At 36.8% G+C, this 16466-nt stretch carries 17 protein-coding genes; 8 read left to right on the forward strand and 9 right to left on the reverse strand.

Annotated elements, in window-relative coordinates:
• Positions 1-244: 244 nt before the first annotated feature.
• The 8 genes from BEN71_RS15270 to acnD form a co-directional block, all read right to left on the reverse strand.
• Positions 245-448, reverse strand: a complete 204-nt coding sequence (locus BEN71_RS15270; protein WP_068974936.1) for a hypothetical protein — start codon at positions 446-448, stop codon at positions 245-247.
• A gap of 313 nt (positions 449-761) precedes the next feature.
• A protein-coding gene (locus BEN71_RS15275; protein WP_117276768.1) for an IS3 family transposase occupies positions 762-1921 on the reverse strand; the annotation gives its coding sequence in 2 pieces (ribosomal slippage) (positions 762-1687 and positions 1687-1921; 1161 coding nt in all).
• 70 nt (positions 1922-1991) lie between these two features.
• On the reverse strand, positions 1992-2513 hold the full coding sequence (locus tag BEN71_RS15280) for a DUF4126 domain-containing protein (protein ID WP_068974136.1): 522 nt from the start codon (positions 2511-2513) through the stop codon (positions 1992-1994).
• Positions 2514-2631: 118 nt separating this feature from the next.
• A complete protein-coding gene (locus BEN71_RS15285) occupies positions 2632-2775 on the reverse strand; it encodes a zinc ribbon-containing protein (RefSeq protein ID WP_086322766.1) in 144 nt (47 codons plus the stop codon).
• A 231-nt stretch (positions 2776-3006) separates the two neighbouring features.
• Complete coding sequence (locus BEN71_RS15290; protein WP_068974072.1) at positions 3007-3369, reverse strand: hypothetical protein; 363 nt, start codon at positions 3367-3369, stop codon at positions 3007-3009.
• 40 nt (positions 3370-3409) lie between these two features.
• Positions 3410-3925: a DUF4411 family protein gene (locus tag BEN71_RS15295; protein WP_068974073.1), complete on the reverse strand. Its 516-nt coding sequence runs from the start codon at positions 3923-3925 to the stop codon at positions 3410-3412.
• Positions 3918-5096: an ImmA/IrrE family metallo-endopeptidase gene (locus BEN71_RS15300; protein ID WP_068974074.1), complete on the reverse strand. Its 1179-nt coding sequence runs from the start codon at positions 5094-5096 to the stop codon at positions 3918-3920. The genes BEN71_RS15295 and BEN71_RS15300 overlap by 8 nt, the downstream gene beginning before the upstream one ends.
• 104 nt (positions 5097-5200) lie before the next feature.
• Positions 5201-7816, reverse strand: a complete 2616-nt coding sequence (gene acnD / locus BEN71_RS15305; RefSeq protein WP_068974075.1) for a Fe/S-dependent 2-methylisocitrate dehydratase AcnD — start codon at positions 7814-7816, stop codon at positions 5201-5203.
• A 236-nt stretch (positions 7817-8052) separates the two neighbouring features.
• On the opposite strand from acnD, the gene ygfZ reads away from it, so the two are divergent.
• From ygfZ to BEN71_RS15335, 6 genes are all read left to right on the forward strand, one after another.
• The gene (gene ygfZ / locus BEN71_RS15310; protein WP_068974076.1) at positions 8053-8775 is read left to right on the forward strand and encodes a CAF17-like 4Fe-4S cluster assembly/insertion protein YgfZ; all 723 of its coding nucleotides are present in this window, start codon (positions 8053-8055) and stop codon (positions 8773-8775) included.
• Between the two features lie 151 nt (positions 8776-8926).
• Positions 8927-9451 carry a hypothetical protein gene (locus BEN71_RS15315; protein ID WP_068974077.1) on the forward strand — a complete coding sequence of 175 codons (525 nt, stop codon included), beginning with the start codon at positions 8927-8929 and terminating at the stop codon, positions 9449-9451.
• 140 nt (positions 9452-9591) lie between these two features.
• Entirely contained in the window at positions 9592-10734 is a 1143-nt protein-coding gene (locus BEN71_RS15320; protein WP_068974078.1) for a hypothetical protein, read from the forward strand.
• A 71-nt stretch (positions 10735-10805) separates the two neighbouring features.
• Positions 10806-12032 carry a TPM domain-containing protein gene (locus BEN71_RS15325; protein ID WP_068974079.1) on the forward strand — a complete coding sequence of 409 codons (1227 nt, stop codon included), beginning with the start codon at positions 10806-10808 and terminating at the stop codon, positions 12030-12032.
• On the forward strand, positions 12032-13219 hold the full coding sequence (locus BEN71_RS15330; protein WP_068974080.1) for a TPM domain-containing protein: 1188 nt from the start codon (positions 12032-12034) through the stop codon (positions 13217-13219). The genes BEN71_RS15325 and BEN71_RS15330 overlap by 1 nt, the downstream gene beginning before the upstream one ends.
• On the forward strand, positions 13219-14493 hold the full coding sequence (locus BEN71_RS15335; RefSeq protein ID WP_068974081.1) for a TPM domain-containing protein: 1275 nt from the start codon (positions 13219-13221) through the stop codon (positions 14491-14493). The genes BEN71_RS15330 and BEN71_RS15335 overlap by 1 nt, the downstream gene beginning before the upstream one ends.
• 31 nt (positions 14494-14524) lie before the next feature.
• On the opposite strand, the gene BEN71_RS15340 is transcribed toward BEN71_RS15335, so the two are convergent.
• On the reverse strand, positions 14525-14770 hold the full coding sequence (locus BEN71_RS15340; RefSeq protein WP_068974082.1) for a hypothetical protein: 246 nt from the start codon (positions 14768-14770) through the stop codon (positions 14525-14527).
• A gap of 258 nt (positions 14771-15028) precedes the next feature.
• Here BEN71_RS15340 and BEN71_RS15345 point away from each other — a divergent pair, with 258 nt between their 5' ends.
• Together BEN71_RS15345 and BEN71_RS15350 are read left to right on the forward strand one after the other, a co-directional pair.
• Complete coding sequence (locus tag BEN71_RS15345; RefSeq protein WP_068974083.1) at positions 15029-15847, forward strand: MBL fold metallo-hydrolase; 819 nt, start codon at positions 15029-15031, stop codon at positions 15845-15847.
• Positions 15840-16424 (forward strand): dual specificity protein phosphatase family protein, encoded by a 585-nt coding sequence (locus BEN71_RS15350; RefSeq protein ID WP_068974084.1) that lies wholly within the window; start codon positions 15840-15842, stop codon positions 16422-16424. The genes BEN71_RS15345 and BEN71_RS15350 overlap by 8 nt, the downstream gene beginning before the upstream one ends.
• The last annotated feature ends 42 nt before the right edge of the window (positions 16425-16466 follow it).

Raw genomic sequence — 16466 nt, forward strand, 5'->3', positions numbered from 1 at the left:
ATTTAATAGCACTTATATAACTGTTTTAAAACAATTATCTTATGTTAACGCATTAAAATTTCTTGAATTTTAATGGCTATTTTTCACACTTTCACATCGTTTTTTTGACGTAGTTTTGCTTGGTTTTTATACGCCTTTGGTCTATATGCCTTTTAGAAGTATTTATAATTTAACTGCATTGTTTAAGTTTGATCGCACTGCCCTTGTGAATAACACCAAAACAGTGCGTAGACGTAGATACCAATTATTTACAGCATATTTGACACAGGCTTATTTTCTCACGTGGCCAATTGGTTCTTGCTCTTTTTAGCGCCAAATCCCAAGTTGCAAAGAAGCCCAATTGGTTTTGATTTTGAGCCATAGGTAAATGTTCACAACCTTTGCTCATGTTATGAATTTCATACGCACCATTGGCTTGTGCTTCAGAATTGATAATAAATCTGTCCATATAAAGTTCCCCCAAAATTTATTTCACAAGTGTTTAATTTATTAATCCATACAATAAGTATGCCTTTTATTAATCCCATACTAAAAATATGGTTTTATTAGGCAAAAATCAATCCTTTATTGCTGAAATTTATTCTTTTTTTAATTTCAAATTGTAAATATAAAACAATTACTTAATTTATTGTTCTGATGTTAAAAATGCACTCTAAGAGTGCATTTAAGATGGAATGATGATTATCCTAATGTTTAGGATAATGGACTGACTGCATTCTCTTTTTTCTTTTTCATCACCCAGCGTACAACAATGATTGATCCTAGACAGTATCGTGGACAATCGATCCCTCTAAATTCTTGAAATATTTCTGTTCAAAGGCTTCTGGACTTAACCAGCCGTTTGCAGAATGCCTTCTGACCCGATTGTAATAAATCTCAATATAATCAAACAAGACCGCATTCGCCTCTTTTCGAGTCGAAAACACACTGCCATGTACCACATGACCTTTTAATGTATGAAAGAAGCTTTCAGTCACTGCATTATCCCAACAGTTTCCACGTCTAGACATACTCTGAGTACAATCATTTTTCAGTAACAGCGCTCTAAAATCACGACTACAGTACTGTGAGCCTTGGTCCGAATGAACCATAACACCAGTTGGATAACCCTGACGAGCCATTGCATAGTTAAACGTATCACACACCAACTGGCGGTCTATTCGATGGCTGGTTTGCCACCCCACGATACGACGGCTAAATAAATCTAGCATCACACATAAATACAACCAACCTTCTTTAGTGCGGATATAGGTAATGTCTGTTGTCCAGACTTTATTAGGCTGAGTAACTGTAAATTGGCGATCCAACAAGTTGGGTGCTGTAGGCAAACGATGGGTTGAATCAGTCGTATGCTTGTATTTACGCGCAATCCTGCTACGTAAACCAAGCTTTTTTAGCATCCTTCCAATAGTACGTTCGCTCATGTTGTAACCTAAATCATGCATGTCATGTACTAATGAAGGTGCACCCAATCGTGCATGATGCTGCCAATATACGGCTTTTAAGTCATTATATTTCTGTGCCGTATTGGCTTGACGTTTTCGCCAGGCATAATAGCCTGAAGTGCTGACACCTAGGTATTTACAGGCAGAAGATACGGTGACTTCATTCATATCTAGATCTTGAATTACCGTGTACTTTTCTTGGCATGATCTGTTAGAAAGTACACATGCGCTTTTTTTAAGATGTCATTGGCTTCCTTGAGCTGTTTGACTTCTTTCTCTAATTCCACGATCCGCTGTTGTTCTGGTGAAAGTTGACGTTTGCTTGAACCTGCCGGATTGGTTTCACGAATCCATTTATCTAATGTTGAATAACCCACACCTAATTTCTGGGCGATTGCAGCTACAGACTCGTGTGAGTTTGAAAGTGCATAATCAATCGCTTGCTGTTTAAATTCGGGACTAAAACGTTTAGCCATTTCTTGAATCTCCAAAGATTAAAGTTACGTTATCTTTAGAGGGACGTGCTGTCCATTATTTTGTCTAGGATCAGATCATGGCAATAATACCAACGATCACCACCAATACAGGAACAACAAAAGACAGTAATGAAACGACGAGCGCACTGATCCATTCTCCTGTCGATACTACAGGGTTTGCAATCCCACCTGTGGTTGCTGTGGATACGCCACGTACGGCAACGGTACTGAGTTGTACTGCAGATGCTGTTCCACCACCCACAATCAGTGCTGCTGCCCAATTGGTAAATTGTGACATTTCACCTGTACTCACAGCCATAGTTGTCAGTGTTCCTGCGACTAATGCGGCTGGTGTTGCAATGGTATCGAGTACATTGTCGACCCAAGGTACATAGTAAGCTCCGATTTCACAGATGGTTGCCACTGCAAGCCCGATACAGACCGATGGCATCATGAGCCATTCAAAACCTTTCATCGGTTCAAACCATCCCATGATGGCTGCAACACTCATGACCAATAAAGGTACAAATACACGAAAACCGCATGCCGCACTTAGACCAATACCAATACATAGACTGAGGATTGTTTCGATCATGACGTGTCTTCCTTGTTTTATTTATTGTTTAAACTTTTTATACGTTAACAAAAAAGCCCTATGGGATGATAGGGCTTTTTCTTAAAACAGTGAGTAACTGTTTTGTTGGTGCTGCTTAGGCATTCTTGTTGTTGAATTGATTGCCAAGGCATTTGGTACACGGTGGTAGACGATCTGTACCAATTTCTAAGTAGGTGCGGTGTCCGCATTTGACACAAAAATAGAAGCCTGTTCCGGGTTTTTGACCAGCAGTAACCATTTTTGTTCTCCATAGGTATTTAGAAATGGTGAATTCAGTATACCGCTATCGAGATGAATGTCTATTGTCTATTTTGCAAAATGATGATGTCATTTTTGCAAGAAATGACCTGAACGAATTTATTGTCAGTTTTATTGCAATTTTGAGATATAAATCGCCACTTTTTGTTTTTTCTTCGCTTATTTTTCTCAAATTGAATCGAATTTTCTATGCAATTCGATTTGTTTCAATTTATTTCTGCATATCAAGTGGCATGCCGTCTGTTCCAAATACTACGCCTCGTTCTTTAAGTTTTTCACAGGCTGCGTGATGAACAACACCTCGTTTGCTGACTTTGGCTTCGAGTAATCTGCGTAATGTCGCTTCGCTGACGTTGGCATGGTGGACGACTTCCATGCGTACTCCCCAAAATTTGTCGTTTGCAAAGCGGTCAAGGATTTCGGCATCTGCATCGGGGTTCATGGCAGCTGTGGCTCGAATCGCTTGATTAGGGTCAGTTAAGAAAGGTTCAAGTTCGGCTGTATTGGCTGCACCACTTGCCAAAATATAGCGGCGTTCTTCGTCGGCTTTTTGTTCGAGGGATTTTTTGGGCATAGTTACAATTTTTAATTTTACAAGTAAAAAACTCTACTTTTTATAAGTTCTTTATAAGATCTAATAACTCAAGAAAATTTATACATTCAACATTTACAGACGACAATGCACATACTCTTGGAATTTTATAGTTTGTCGGCAACGCTCCTTTATTCCCCGAATTAACAGGTTGCTTACTCTCTTCGGTTACCAATATCGCTTGTCTGATTTTCGCAGTTGCTACGCAAAATAAATCCCCTTCATCTACCCCTTTACGTAAATTATTTTTAATTTCTGCATCTGTAATACCTAATTCCATCTGAATATTTACAGCTAACTCCAAGATTTCTTGTGTAGGAGTTAGTATAACTATACCCAACCCCTTAAAATGATTATGAATTTCTTCACTTTTACTCTTCACTTCTTCAAAATTTCTTCTTGTTACTACTATTATTTCTAATTCAACTAACTCCTCGATTTGTTCCCAAAGTTGTTGAAAAACTTTTAGATCTCTTGGGAATCTCTGCCAAATATCAATAAGCGTTGAAGCATCTAAGATATAAATATCTTTACCCATAGATACTCCTTTCAATTTCTTGAATATTCTTTATTTTTACTCCATCAAGATAATTACTAGCTTTATTTAAAGTAACTAACTTACTATGTAAAGCTTCAATTACAACCCGCACATATCCATCACCAAAAATTTGTTTTGGTTCTAAAGATCTTCTTCTCGGTATGCCCTTTTGTTCTTTTACAATGCTAAATCTATTCCTCTCAAACTCTTCTTTACGATATAACCTAAAACTATCATATTCAAATTGACTAATTAAATTGAACTCCTTAAGACGTAATAATATTACATCTGGACTTACAGATAGTTTATCTGTTATAGGTTTAAGCCATTGAGCAAACCTCTCAACTTCTTCTGGTTTTTCTTTTATATCTAACTGCTTAAGCACATTGTCACTTACGAGAATATTAGCAGCTAATAGATTTGCCTCTCTTTCGATTCTTTTATCAGAGTAAATAATTTCATTCGTATCAATAATTGTTTTCTTATGCAAAAGTATATGTGCTAATTCATGGAACAAAGTAAAGACAGATAAGCTATCACTGAACTCATTATCCTTCTTAATGAAAATGAGAGGTACTTTTTCATTATAAAAACTAAAGCCAATCACAGTGCTATCATTAGGAATTTTCCATGCGCCACTGTATCCAGAACTTAGAAATACAAGAATATTTTTATCTTCTATTAGCTTTCTGTAGTCCTTAAAAGTCATTTTTTTAGAATTATCAATTCCTAACCATTTACGAATTTTTTCACCTTGCTTAGTAAGAGAGTGATTTTTCAGATCAGGACTTTGAAAATACTCAACTTCAATATCTAAATCATTTTGTAAACCTAAGTAAACTTCATGCTGAGCAATAACATTTTCAATAATTTTTTTGATTTTTAGATCTATGATTGGCATTTGAGAGTCAAACGTACGAAATTGAGGTACAAATATCTCTTTCTCTTCAATCGGCTCATTTTTAATAAAAAATAGAATGCTTTCGCCAAATAAGTCAGCCAATTTTTCAAGCTGGTTATAAGTTATTGTTGGATCTTCATTTTCTTTTAATAAGCCTTCCAACTTTTCAACTTTCACATCAATTTTTTTTGCCAAAAGCTCAACACTGACATCGTACTTAAGACGACACCATTCAATTCTATCGGGGTTAACTCTAATATATTCACTCATGATGAAATAATAGTTCTTAATGTGAACAGAGTAAATTTTTTATTTGTTTAATATGTATTTAACTGTATCGTACTTCGGTATCGAAGTACGATACATTATTTTAATTAAACATTCCCTTCCAAGAAATCCTGTGCAAAGCGTTGCAACACACCACCCGCTTCATACACATGCACTTCTTCTTCGGTATCCAAACGACAGGTTACAGGCACTTTCACGATCTCATTTTGACCATCAGCAGTCGAACGCTCGATCACCAAAGTTAAAGTCGAACGCGGCGCAATATTACCAATCACGCTATACAACTCAGTACCATCAAGCTTTAACGTCTTACGGTCTGTACCTGCTTTAAACTCAAGCGGTAATACCCCCATACCTACAAGGTTAGTACGGTGAATACGCTCAAAACCTTCTGCAACAATCACTTCAACACCAGCAAGACGCACACCTTTTGCAGCCCAGTCACGGCTAGAACCCTGACCATAATCTTTACCTGCAATGATGATCAGCGGTTGCTTACGATTCATATAAGTTTCGATCGCTTCCCACATACGCATCACTTCGCCCTCAGGCTCAACACGTGCTTTAGAACCTTGCTTGATCGTACCGTCAGAGCGAACCACCATTTCATTGAACAGTTTCGGGTTTGCAAATGTTGCACGTTGCGCAGTTAAATGGTCACCACGGTGCGTTGCGTAAGAGTTGAAGTCTTCCTCAGGCACGCCCATTTTGTGAAGATATTCACCTGCTGCCGAATCCATCAAGATCGCATTCGATGGTGACAAGTGATCTGTCGTGATATTGTCAGGAAGAATCGCAAGCGGACGCATATTCGCCAAAGTACGTGGCGCAGCCAAAGCACCTTCCCAATACGGCGGACGGCGGATATAGGTACTTTGCGGACGCCAGTCATACAATGGACTCGCAGCCTGTACACGCTCACCCAAATCAAACATTGGGATATACACTTTCTTGAACTGTTCAGGTTTAACAGCAACTTTTACCAGAGCATCAATTTCTTCGTCCGATGGCCAAATGTCTTTTAAGTAAATCGGATTACCGTCTTTGTCATTGCCCAATGAATCTGTTTCGATGTCAAAACGGATTGTTCCTGCAATCGCATACGCCACAACCAACGGTGGAGAAGCCAAGAACGCTTGCTTTGCATAAGGATGAATACGACCATCAAAGTTACGGTTACCTGACAGTACCGCAGTTGCGTACAGGTCACGGTCAATAATTTCTTGTTGAATTACAGGATCTAACGCACCTGACATACCGTTACATGTGGTACAGGCATACGCCACAATACCGAAACCAAGCTTCTCAAGATCACCCAATACGCCTGCTTCTTCAAGATACAAAGCTGCTGCTTTAGAACCTGGTGCAAATGATGATTTCACCCAAGGTTTACGCACTAAACCAAGTTCATTGGCTTTACGCGCCAACAAGCCTGCGGCAACGGTATTACGTGGATTCGAAGTATTGGTACAAGACGTAATCGCTGCAATGATCACAGCACCATCTGGCATTAAACCTTCAGCTTCTTGCGCACGAGCTGCGTCTAAATTACCTGCAATGCCTTTGGCTTTTAAATCTGCTGTTGATACACGAGCATGTGGGTTTGATGGACCTGCAATATTACGGGTTACAGTTGAAAGATCGAAACGAAGTACACGTGGATATTCCGCTTGTTTCATGTCCGATGCCCAAAGACCGATTTCTTTGGCATAGGTTTCAACAAGTTTAACCTGATCTGCTTCACGACCTGTCAGTGTTAAATAATCAATGGTGTTCTGATCAATGTAGAACATTGCCGCAGTTGCGCCATATTCAGGAGTCATGTTGGAAATCGTGGCACGATCACCCACTGACATGCTGTCTGCACCTTCACCAAAGAATTCTAAATATGCACCCACCACACGTTCTTTACGCAAGAATTCTGTCAATGCCAATACGATATCTGTTGCGGTAATGCCTGCTTGACGCTGACCAACAAATTCTACACCGATAATATCTGGAAGACGCATCCAAGATGCTCGACCCAACATTACATTTTCAGCTTCGAGTCCTCCGACACCAATTGAGATCACACCAAGCGCATCAGTATGTGGTGTATGAGAATCTGTACCTACACAAGTATCAGGGAATGCCACACCTTCACGGTTTTGCACCACTGGAGACATTTTCTCCAAGTTGATCTGGTGCATGATGCCGTTACCCGCAGGGATCACGTCGACATTTTCAAACGCAGTTTTAGTCCATTCGATGAAGTGGAAACGGTCTTCGTTACGACGGTCTTCCACAGCACGGTTTTTCTCAAATGCATCTGGGTCAAAACCACCGTATTCCACTGCCAAAGAGTGATCTACGATCAACTGGGTTGGTACAACTGGGTTTACTTTTGAAGGATCACCACCTTGGTCGGCAATCGCATCACGCAGACCTGCAAGGTCAACCAATGCAGTTTGTCCGAGAATGTCATGGCACACCACACGTGCAGGATACCAAGGAAAATCATGGTCTTGTTTACGGTTAATCAGTTCTTTTAAAGATTGTTCGAGAATGGCTGGGTCACAGCGACGGACTAACTGTTCAGCCAATACTTTTGAAGTGTATGGAAGTTTCGCGTATGCGCCTGGCTGGATGTCTTCAACGGCTTGACGCACATCGAAGTATTCGAGCTGGGTACCTTGCAGTGGTTTGCGATAATTGTTATTCATTGAATTGTGCCTCTTGCATCATTTTGTACTGCGTGTCTGATGCTCGAATAGTACACTGCCGAAAACCCATTTCCCAAATCGTTTAAATTTCATAAACTTAGATACAAAAACAGGGGTTTTGGAAATATTTAGTAACAACTTGCTCGAATTATTTTTCTTAAATGTGCATTTTTTATAAAAATAGCGGAAAATAAGGCTAATTCTTTAGTATTAGATTTAAATTGGATGAATATTTCATGAGCAATTTAGCGTTCTCCTCTTTCACGTTAATCGGTGTCGATGCACAAAAATTCCTGCAAGGACAAGTGACTGTAAATGCAGAAGCTTTGGCTGAAAATGTATCGCAATACACTGCAATTTGTGATTTGAAAGGTCGTATTCATTTTGGTTTATGGTTAAAAAAACGTAATCCTGAAGAATTTGAAATCGTGACCACGCAAGATCAAGCGGAAGAATTTGCCAAACATATTAAAAAATATGGTGCATTTTCCAAGATGAAACTTGAGCAAATTGGTGCTGTTTTTCCGACTGTAAATGGCACGACAACTGACTTTTCTGACAGTGAAACTGATATTTCTACTTGGGAAATTGCTGCGATTCAGAATGGTCAAGCTTATATTAATCAAGCGATTGAAGGTTTATTCCAACCACAAGAGTTACGTTTCCATCAACGTGGTGCTGTGAATTATGACAAGGGTTGTTACTTGGGTCAGGAAGTGATTGCACGTCTTTGGTTTAAGGCAAAACCGAAAGCGTGGTTACATGTGGTTCAGGGTTCAGGTGATGTTCCTGCACAAGGTGAACAGTTGAATAAAGGCGTGCAAGTGGTGAATAGCACTGCTTTTGAAAATGGTTTTATTGCGCTTGTGGTTGCTCGTCCTGAGGCTTTGGCTGAGCTTGAAGTGACTGTTTTAGACTTGCCTGAAAGTTTAAGTGGTGATGTGGCAAGACCGCAGTAAATTTATTTTTATATAAAGGTAACCACCAATCTTTGGTTACCTTTTATCTCCTTTCCAATTTAAATTTATAATAAAACAATAAAATTCATTATTTTTAATTGACCGTTTTTTAACTATACTGTTTCAAAATTATTGAACAATAAATATTATCATGTCAACTCAAACACATTTTAAAGACCCAAAACATAAAATCTTCGCGTTGTATTACGGCATTTTTGCAGTACTTGGTATCATCTTATTAAGTTATCAACTACTCTCTATTTCTTTATCTATCATTGTTTTTATTCTTGTTTTTATACTTTATGCTCAACTCGTTTTTATGCTTATTGGCGCTATTAAATATTGGAAACTGGAAGTCACTGGTTTAAAAATCTTATTTTGGATCAGCTTGAGCCTTGTCCCTCTTTTTATTACTCCATTAATTACTTACATTCCCAAAGTAACTTCGGGGCTGTTTTTTTATATACAAAGTTCTTTTGGAGCAACTGGAGTAGGCTTTGACTTTCACATTGCTTATGATACTCGACTCACGCTTTTGAACCACTCAGCATGGGGTTTTGGACTGAATATCATTGAATTTTTTATATGGATTCGATTTAAACATATTGCAGAAATCAACCATATTTCTATTCCACCTTTTAAAAATGAAGATTTAGAACTTAAAATTTATGATTAAAAAGGCAAAAATTATGACTTTTCGTTCTCTTATGAGAGCTCTTAAAAGTGTGGAAAGAATTAGACCTAAGTAATAAAAACTTGGGCTTTTTCTTATTTCTGTTTAAAATCTTTAAGAATATCTAAAAATTTATGATAAAAATGCAACTATTAAAATATTCACTATTTCAAAATTTCTTCGTTTTCATTTTCACTCTATTGTTCAATGTAAGTACCTACGCCCTGTCGCCTGAGCTTTTACAGCAACTTCAACAAGAAAATATAGTCGATACTACTTCAGGTCTTGCTCCACAAGAGATCCAATTACTTAAGTCTCAAAATGAAAAGCTTGAGAATGAACGTCATGTTTCGGTAAAAATACTCATCTTAAATGATGCATCAAAACAGATTGATGACCCAAAGCAATTAGATGAAATTTCAGACCAAATTAAAAGTTCAGAACCTAATATCGAAGATCATATCTTCATTTTAATTGGTAAAAAAGATCATATTAACCGCGTAATTTTAAATCATGATAATAAAAATATAGTCAACGAAACTCATGAATATGGAAACTATATTAGCCATAACAATAAGCTTACACCAATCGAATACATCATTTTAGAACCACTTTTAAAAGAAAATAAATTGTACCCAGCCTTACAAGCATCTCAAACATATATAGAGGAAATTTCACTAAAACAGCAACCTAGCTATGAGACGTTTTATTACGGCAAAAAACGCTATGAAGACAGCCTACAGGCGTACTACATTTTTTATATCAGTGGAACTTTCGTTTTTTTGTTTTTCAGTATTGCACTGTGCCGATTTCTTTATCAAAGCTTCCAAAATCATGCAGATTTGGTCAATAAAGCCCAGAAAATGCACAATTTAAATCTTTCTTCCACTAGCATGAATAAGTCTAAAATTTACATTTTTTCAGCCGTTTACTTAACATTTCACATACTCCTAAGCATTACACTCAGTGCTTACTACTTAGACTTAAATTTTTTATTTCTATTGATTAGCAATATCGCTATCTTGTTATTTTATTTATCAATACTTTGGTTTTCGTCACCAAAGACATTAGACGAAATTTTCAGTTTTAAGAAAGTATTAGGCACTACTGGGGTTATTTTTCTAATTACCATTATCTTTACTCTTTTACCAGCGAGTAGTTTAGGTCTCTATTTCGTATTTATAAGTTTTATGATTATTGTTTCTTATTTTTACAACAAACTTATTTCATCTATTCTAAAGTATTTATTTAAGGTCGATAACTTTGATTTTCATTCAATGTATTGAAGATACGGAGATCCATGTAACTTACGCAATTGATTATTTTAAATTAAACAAAATTCGGATAAACCATCCTTATGCAACATGATTATAAAACACTGTATCAGCAGTTCATTCTTTTTACCTGCACTTTACTGCTCAGTGTCATCAGTCATGCCCTATCGCCTGAGCTTTTAAAACAACTTAAAAAAGAAAATATAGTCGATACCACACTGACGCTTTCGGACAATCAAATTGCTAAATTGAAAAGTCAAAATAAGCAACTCTACCAAGAGAAGAAAATTGATCTTAAAATTCTTATGATACCTTCTACAAATGGCTTATCTATTGAACAGTATGCAAATGAAGTTTTTAATACACTTAAAATTGGTAATCAGAAGCTCGATAATGGTCTACTTTTAGTTGTTGCGAAAAATGACCATAAAATGCGTTTTGAAGTGGGTTATGGTTTAGAAGGTGATTTTCCAGATATTCAAGCAGGACGAATGATTCGTAATACCCTTGCACCAAATTTTAAAAATAATGATTATTATCAAGGTTTTTATCAGGTACAACAGTCTCTTTTAAAACTCGATATTTTATTTAGCAACACTCTAGATAAGCAAAAAAATATACTGACGACTTTCAATTTTTATGTGCAATTATTTTTATCCATTTTACTCTGTATTCCATTATATTGGCTGTATACAAGAGCAACTGTGAATTGGGGAACCAGTGCAGGATTCGGTATATTTACAGCATGTTTAGTTTTTGAGATATTTATACATATATTTATTTTTTCTTATTTGCAGACACCCAAAATTGCTTTTTTTATTTGCTCACTCATTCCACTTTATGCACCTTTATTAGTACTTATATTTTTACCCAAAAATCAAAATCATAAATTGCTCAAATCTATTTTATATAGTTTACCTCTACAGATTTTTTCAATATTGGGATTGGGGATCTTTTACTATGTAGACTTTTTCCCAAAAGCTGCACTCGTTTTACTTCAAGGTTTAGCCATCATTTTTATCTTAATTTTTTTACGCTATCTACAATTTTTATACCGCTTTCATCATCATACTGAAAATGCTTACCTCACTTCATTTTATAATCAATATCTAAAAGAAAAAGAACGTCAACAAGCGATTGATGAAGAATTTAAACGAACCAATGTAGCAAATCATTCAAACGATTCTTCCTCAAGTAGCTCATCATCTAGTAGCAATAGTTCAAGTAACTCAAGTAGTAGTTCATCATCAAGCAATGATCGAGATTCAGGCGGAAGTTCTGGCGGTGGCGGAGCATCAGGGAGTTGGTAATGAACAAGTTTATCTATACATTAATTCTTCTTTGTATCACAACACTCAGTCATGCCCTGTCACCTGAGCTTTTAAAACAACTTAAAAAAGGAAATATAGTCGATACCACACAGACGCTTTCTGACAATCAAATTGCTGAAATAAAAAGTCAAAATGAGTATTTATATCAAGAAAAGAAAATTGATTTAAAAATCCTCATGGTGCCATCCACAGAAGGTGCTTCAATTGAACAATATGCTGAGAAAGTCTTTAATACAATTAAAATAGGAAATAAAAAACTCAATAATGGTCTGCTTTTAGTCATCGCCAAAGATGATCGTAAAATGCGTTTTGAAGTCGGTTATGGTTTAGAAGGTGAGATTACTGATATTCAAGCAGGACGAATCATTCGCCATATACTTGCACCAAATTTTAAAAATAATGATTACTATTATGGAATAATTGCCGCACAACAAAGCATTGCACAATTAAGTGAAGGCTTTGTAATTACCGATAATGGTGGATATAGAGACAATCAACTAGAGCATGCGATCTTTATCTTCAAGACAAGTGTTAAATTATTATTTGGTATTTTGATCGTTTGGCTGTGGTTTTACGCCTTCAATAACACGGCTGGAAGTCGTGATGCTCGACAAGGGGTCGCATTTTTTGTCACCCTATTTTTCAGTCTTTTTTGGACTATTTTTTTAAACGTAATTTTTGATCTTGGTTTTTGGTCTTTCATTGGCTTAAGTTTCTTATCAGCATTTTTCAGCGCAAGTATTTTTCCAAAATATCATCAGCATCCTCGATTCAATCGCATTGTATTGATTTCATTAACTGTTATATTTTCAATCACATTCATTTATTTGATATTCTGCTATTTATTCAAATCACAAAAAGGAGCTGTCTCAGAAGATTTTTCAAATATTTTATCTTTTGCACTTTCCTTTGTTCCAACTATTTTGATGGTCGTTGTTGGAATGTTTATCAGTAATAAATTATTTTCAAATAAGAAAGAAGATCCCAAACGACTTCCAGACCCATTTCCAAACACTTCTCCGAGTTCCAATACAACAGATCGTTCTTCATCGAATCGCTCATCATCTAGCAATAGTTCAAGTCATTCTTCGAGCAGTTCATCATCAAGCAATGACCGTGATTCAGGCGGAAGTTCTGGCGGTGGCGGAGCATCAGGGAGTTGGTAATGAATAAGTTTATCTATGCTTTTATTCTTCTTTGTATCACAACACTCAGTCATGCCCTGCCACCTGAGCTTTTACAGCGACTAAAAAATGAGAATATCGTTGATACAACGTCGACGTTGGATCAAACTCAGATTGAAAAACTTAAACAAAATAATGAGGCTATTTTCAAACAAGAAAATATTGATCTGAAAATTTTGATGATTCCCTCTTTAGCGGGTGAGTCGATTGAACACACTGCCTTAGAAGTCTTCAATACCATTAAAATTGGCAATGAAAAACAGGACAATGGTGTATTACTGCTCATCGCAAAAAATGACCGAAAAATGCGAATTGAAGTCGGTTATGGCTTAGAAGGCAAAATTACCGATATTCAATCTGGACGAATTATCCGCAATACACTCGCGCCGAATTTTAAAAATGATGATTACTATACAGGCATTGCACTTGCACAAAATCAGCTAGGTCAAATACCAGACCTAGATATTTCACTTCCTCAAACTGTAGAAAATCTGCAACAAAATCAAAATGAAGAATTAGAGACTCCATCTGAGAACAATTATGTCTATGTGAGCTCAAACAATGAAAATCCAGATACGATTTATTTAGACCAACCATCAAAACATTTCATGAATTACTTCATCGTACTGCTGTGGAATGTCATGGTCAGTGCGATCATCGTGATTTATTTTGCACCGATTTACCAAACACTCAAACAACGCAATATCAAAATACAAGGCATGTCTTTGTTTATGATCATTTTTATGCCCATTCATCATTTATTTAGTTGGATCGTGACTGGCTTAAATTTCTTCTTACTTTTCGGTTTGTATGCACTTGTGCTTTGGCTAGTTGCTAAGTTCAACCAACACTGGGGTATTTATCAGCATTTCAAATCTCGCTCTTTTTCTAAAAAAGGAGCATTAAAATACGCCAGTTTCTTTATCATGATTCCACTCGGATTATCTTTCTTTCTTCCCAATACATTTATTCCAGTGGCTTTATTTTTCTCTTTTTGTCCTTTCTTACTATTTTTTCTATGGGCAATTATTGCCATAATCGCAAAACCTTATAAAGCGTATTATCCACCTGAATACCAAGAATGGTTTAAAGATGCCCCACCGAGCTCAAGCAATTCTTCATCATCTTCAAGCAGTTCATCCTCTAGCTCTAGTTCATCGAGCAGTAGCTCTTCGTCTAGTTCAAGCTCGTCTTCGAGTAGTAGTCGAAGCTCAGGTGGCGGTTCTGGTGGTGGCGGAGCATCAGGCGGTTGGTAAATAAACAGGGTTCAATAGGTTTTGATGCAACTCAAAACCCATGAAAAAGTTTATTCATATCCTTACAGACATAATCTTTAAAATGGTAAGCACGCGCATGTTTGGCATCAAACTTTGCCGTTAAATCGCCCTTTTGAAAAACATAAACCCGATCGTCTTTACTCACCAAAAATTCTGCACCTAGTTTCATCAATAAAGCATCGATTTTATCTTGATCTGCAATACTGTCATCGGCTACAACTTTGTCATAATTACGTTTAATGCTTTTGATAAACATGTGATTGCTCGTACTGTGGGTTGAATAAATTAGAGGGTGCGATTTAAGCAGAAATACAGAGAAAAACCTATATTTTGCATGCTTATTTTATGATTTTCATCCGCTAAAACGATGACAAGTACCAAATCAAAGGATGATCACTTAACTTGATTGAATTTTCAAATACTTAACAATTACATAAGCACATCATTTTTAAATTGGTATTTAGCTCAATTCAGTTTATAAACGATACAACAATCCTAAAAATAAACTTAGATTATGATTTACAACGTGCATCACTTACATTGCGGAACCATGTGTCCTGTTTGCGCCCCACTTTATGGGCAAAAAGGCTTTTATGGGAAAATGGTCTGTCATTGCTTATTGATCGAAACAGATAAAGGGCTGGTTTTGGTCGATACGGGTTTTGGTATGCAAGATTATTTGCATCCTCAAGCACGTTTAGGCAAACTTTTTTCAAAAGTGAGCGCCATTCAATCTGACTTTAATCTCACGGCAATTTCACAAATCCAAAAACTTGGCTTTAAACCATCCGATGTTAAACATATTTTGGTCAGCCATTTAGATCTTGATCATGCAGGTGGAATTTCAGATTTTCCGCAAGCCACTATTCACATTTTATCCAGTGAATATAATGCCGCGCAAAAAATATCGGTCATGAACAAATTACGTTATCGACCACAACAATTTAAAAATCACCGCTATTGGAATTTTCTAGAACCTCGAAATGGTGAAGCTTGGTTTAACTTTCACAAGGTACAGGGTTTTAATATTTTCAATGATGAAATTTTACTGATTCCACTGTTAGGACACACCGCAGGACATTGTGGTATTGCCATTAAACAACAAACGGGATGGTTATTTTTCTGTGGCGATGCATATTACAGTCACTTAGAACTTGACCGTAAGAATAAGTTACCGCTTTTAGATAAACTTGAATTTGCCTTTGCTGAAAATAATTCTCTACGCTTAAAGACATTGTCTGAAATTCAAAACCTTGCACAAACAGAACCTCAAATCGACATCATCTGTGCTCATGATCCTACCGACTTAGAACGATATATTCAAAATGCTTAAATCTTCATTATTACGCTACACCATCATATTATCAGCCAGTGTACAACTCACAGCATGTATCACGACCTCTGCACTTCCTGACCATGAACGTCCACAACAATGGGGCACACTGGTTAATCAGCAACATAATTTTTATCGCATCAGTGACACCGTATTTCGGAGTGAACAACCCAATGCTGAGATTATTCCTGAGCTGAGAAAGCATGATATTGATGTGGTGATTAATTTAAGAAGTCGCGATAAAGATAAAACCGTTCTTTCACAGCAAAATTTTCAATTGGTACATGTCCCCATTCATACTTGGGCACTGGATCGTAATGATCTGCTGTCGGTGATGAAAACCATCAAAACTGCGAAAAGTAAAAACCAGAAAGTCTTAATTCATTGCTATCACGGTTCTGATCGTACAGGTGCAAGTGTGGCGATGTATCGGATTATTTTCGAAAATTGGTCGACGCAGGATGCTCTGAATGAAATGAAACACGGCGGCTATGGTTTTCATCCAATCTGGGTCAATATTGAAAAACAATTTAGCCCTGAAAATATTCAATGGATTCGCCAACAACTCGCAATCTAAGGCTCAAATACAAAAAAGCCTCTTTCAGAAAAAGAGGCTTTT

It is taken from the genome of Acinetobacter wuhouensis (assembly GCF_001696605.3).
GTDB classification, from domain to species: Bacteria; Pseudomonadota; Gammaproteobacteria; order Pseudomonadales; family Moraxellaceae; genus Acinetobacter; species Acinetobacter wuhouensis.

Excerpts from the sequence above, each read along its gene's own strand:
- BEN71_RS15285 (WP_086322766.1), bottom strand. The coding sequence starts at position 2,775 with ATGGTTACTGCTGGTCAAAAACCCGGAACAGGCTTCTATTTTTGTGTC.
- BEN71_RS15320 (WP_068974078.1), top strand. The coding sequence starts at position 9,592 with ATGCAACTATTAAAATATTCACTATTTCAAAATTTCTTCGTTTTCATT.
- BEN71_RS15295 (WP_068974073.1), bottom strand. The coding sequence starts at position 3,925 with ATGGGTAAAGATATTTATATCTTAGATGCTTCAACGCTTATTGATATT.
- acnD (WP_068974075.1), bottom strand. The coding sequence starts at position 7,816 with ATGAATAACAATTATCGCAAACCACTGCAAGGTACCCAGCTCGAATAC.
- ygfZ (WP_068974076.1), top strand. The coding sequence starts at position 8,053 with ATGAGCAATTTAGCGTTCTCCTCTTTCACGTTAATCGGTGTCGATGCA.
- BEN71_RS15290 (WP_068974072.1), bottom strand. The coding sequence starts at position 3,369 with ATGCCCAAAAAATCCCTCGAACAAAAAGCCGACGAAGAACGCCGCTAT.
- BEN71_RS15350 (WP_068974084.1), top strand. The coding sequence starts at position 15,840 with ATGCTTAAATCTTCATTATTACGCTACACCATCATATTATCAGCCAGT.
- BEN71_RS15345 (WP_068974083.1), top strand. The coding sequence starts at position 15,029 with ATGATTTACAACGTGCATCACTTACATTGCGGAACCATGTGTCCTGTT.
- BEN71_RS15300 (WP_068974074.1), bottom strand. The coding sequence starts at position 5,096 with ATGAGTGAATATATTAGAGTTAACCCCGATAGAATTGAATGGTGTCGT.
- BEN71_RS15330 (WP_068974080.1), top strand. The coding sequence starts at position 12,032 with ATGAACAAGTTTATCTATACATTAATTCTTCTTTGTATCACAACACTC.
- BEN71_RS15325 (WP_068974079.1), top strand. The coding sequence starts at position 10,806 with ATGCAACATGATTATAAAACACTGTATCAGCAGTTCATTCTTTTTACC.
- BEN71_RS15340 (WP_068974082.1), bottom strand. The coding sequence starts at position 14,770 with ATGTTTATCAAAAGCATTAAACGTAATTATGACAAAGTTGTAGCCGAT.
- BEN71_RS15270 (WP_068974936.1), bottom strand. The coding sequence starts at position 448 with ATGGACAGATTTATTATCAATTCTGAAGCACAAGCCAATGGTGCGTAT.
- BEN71_RS15335 (WP_068974081.1), top strand. The coding sequence starts at position 13,219 with ATGAATAAGTTTATCTATGCTTTTATTCTTCTTTGTATCACAACACTC.
- BEN71_RS15315 (WP_068974077.1), top strand. The coding sequence starts at position 8,927 with ATGTCAACTCAAACACATTTTAAAGACCCAAAACATAAAATCTTCGCG.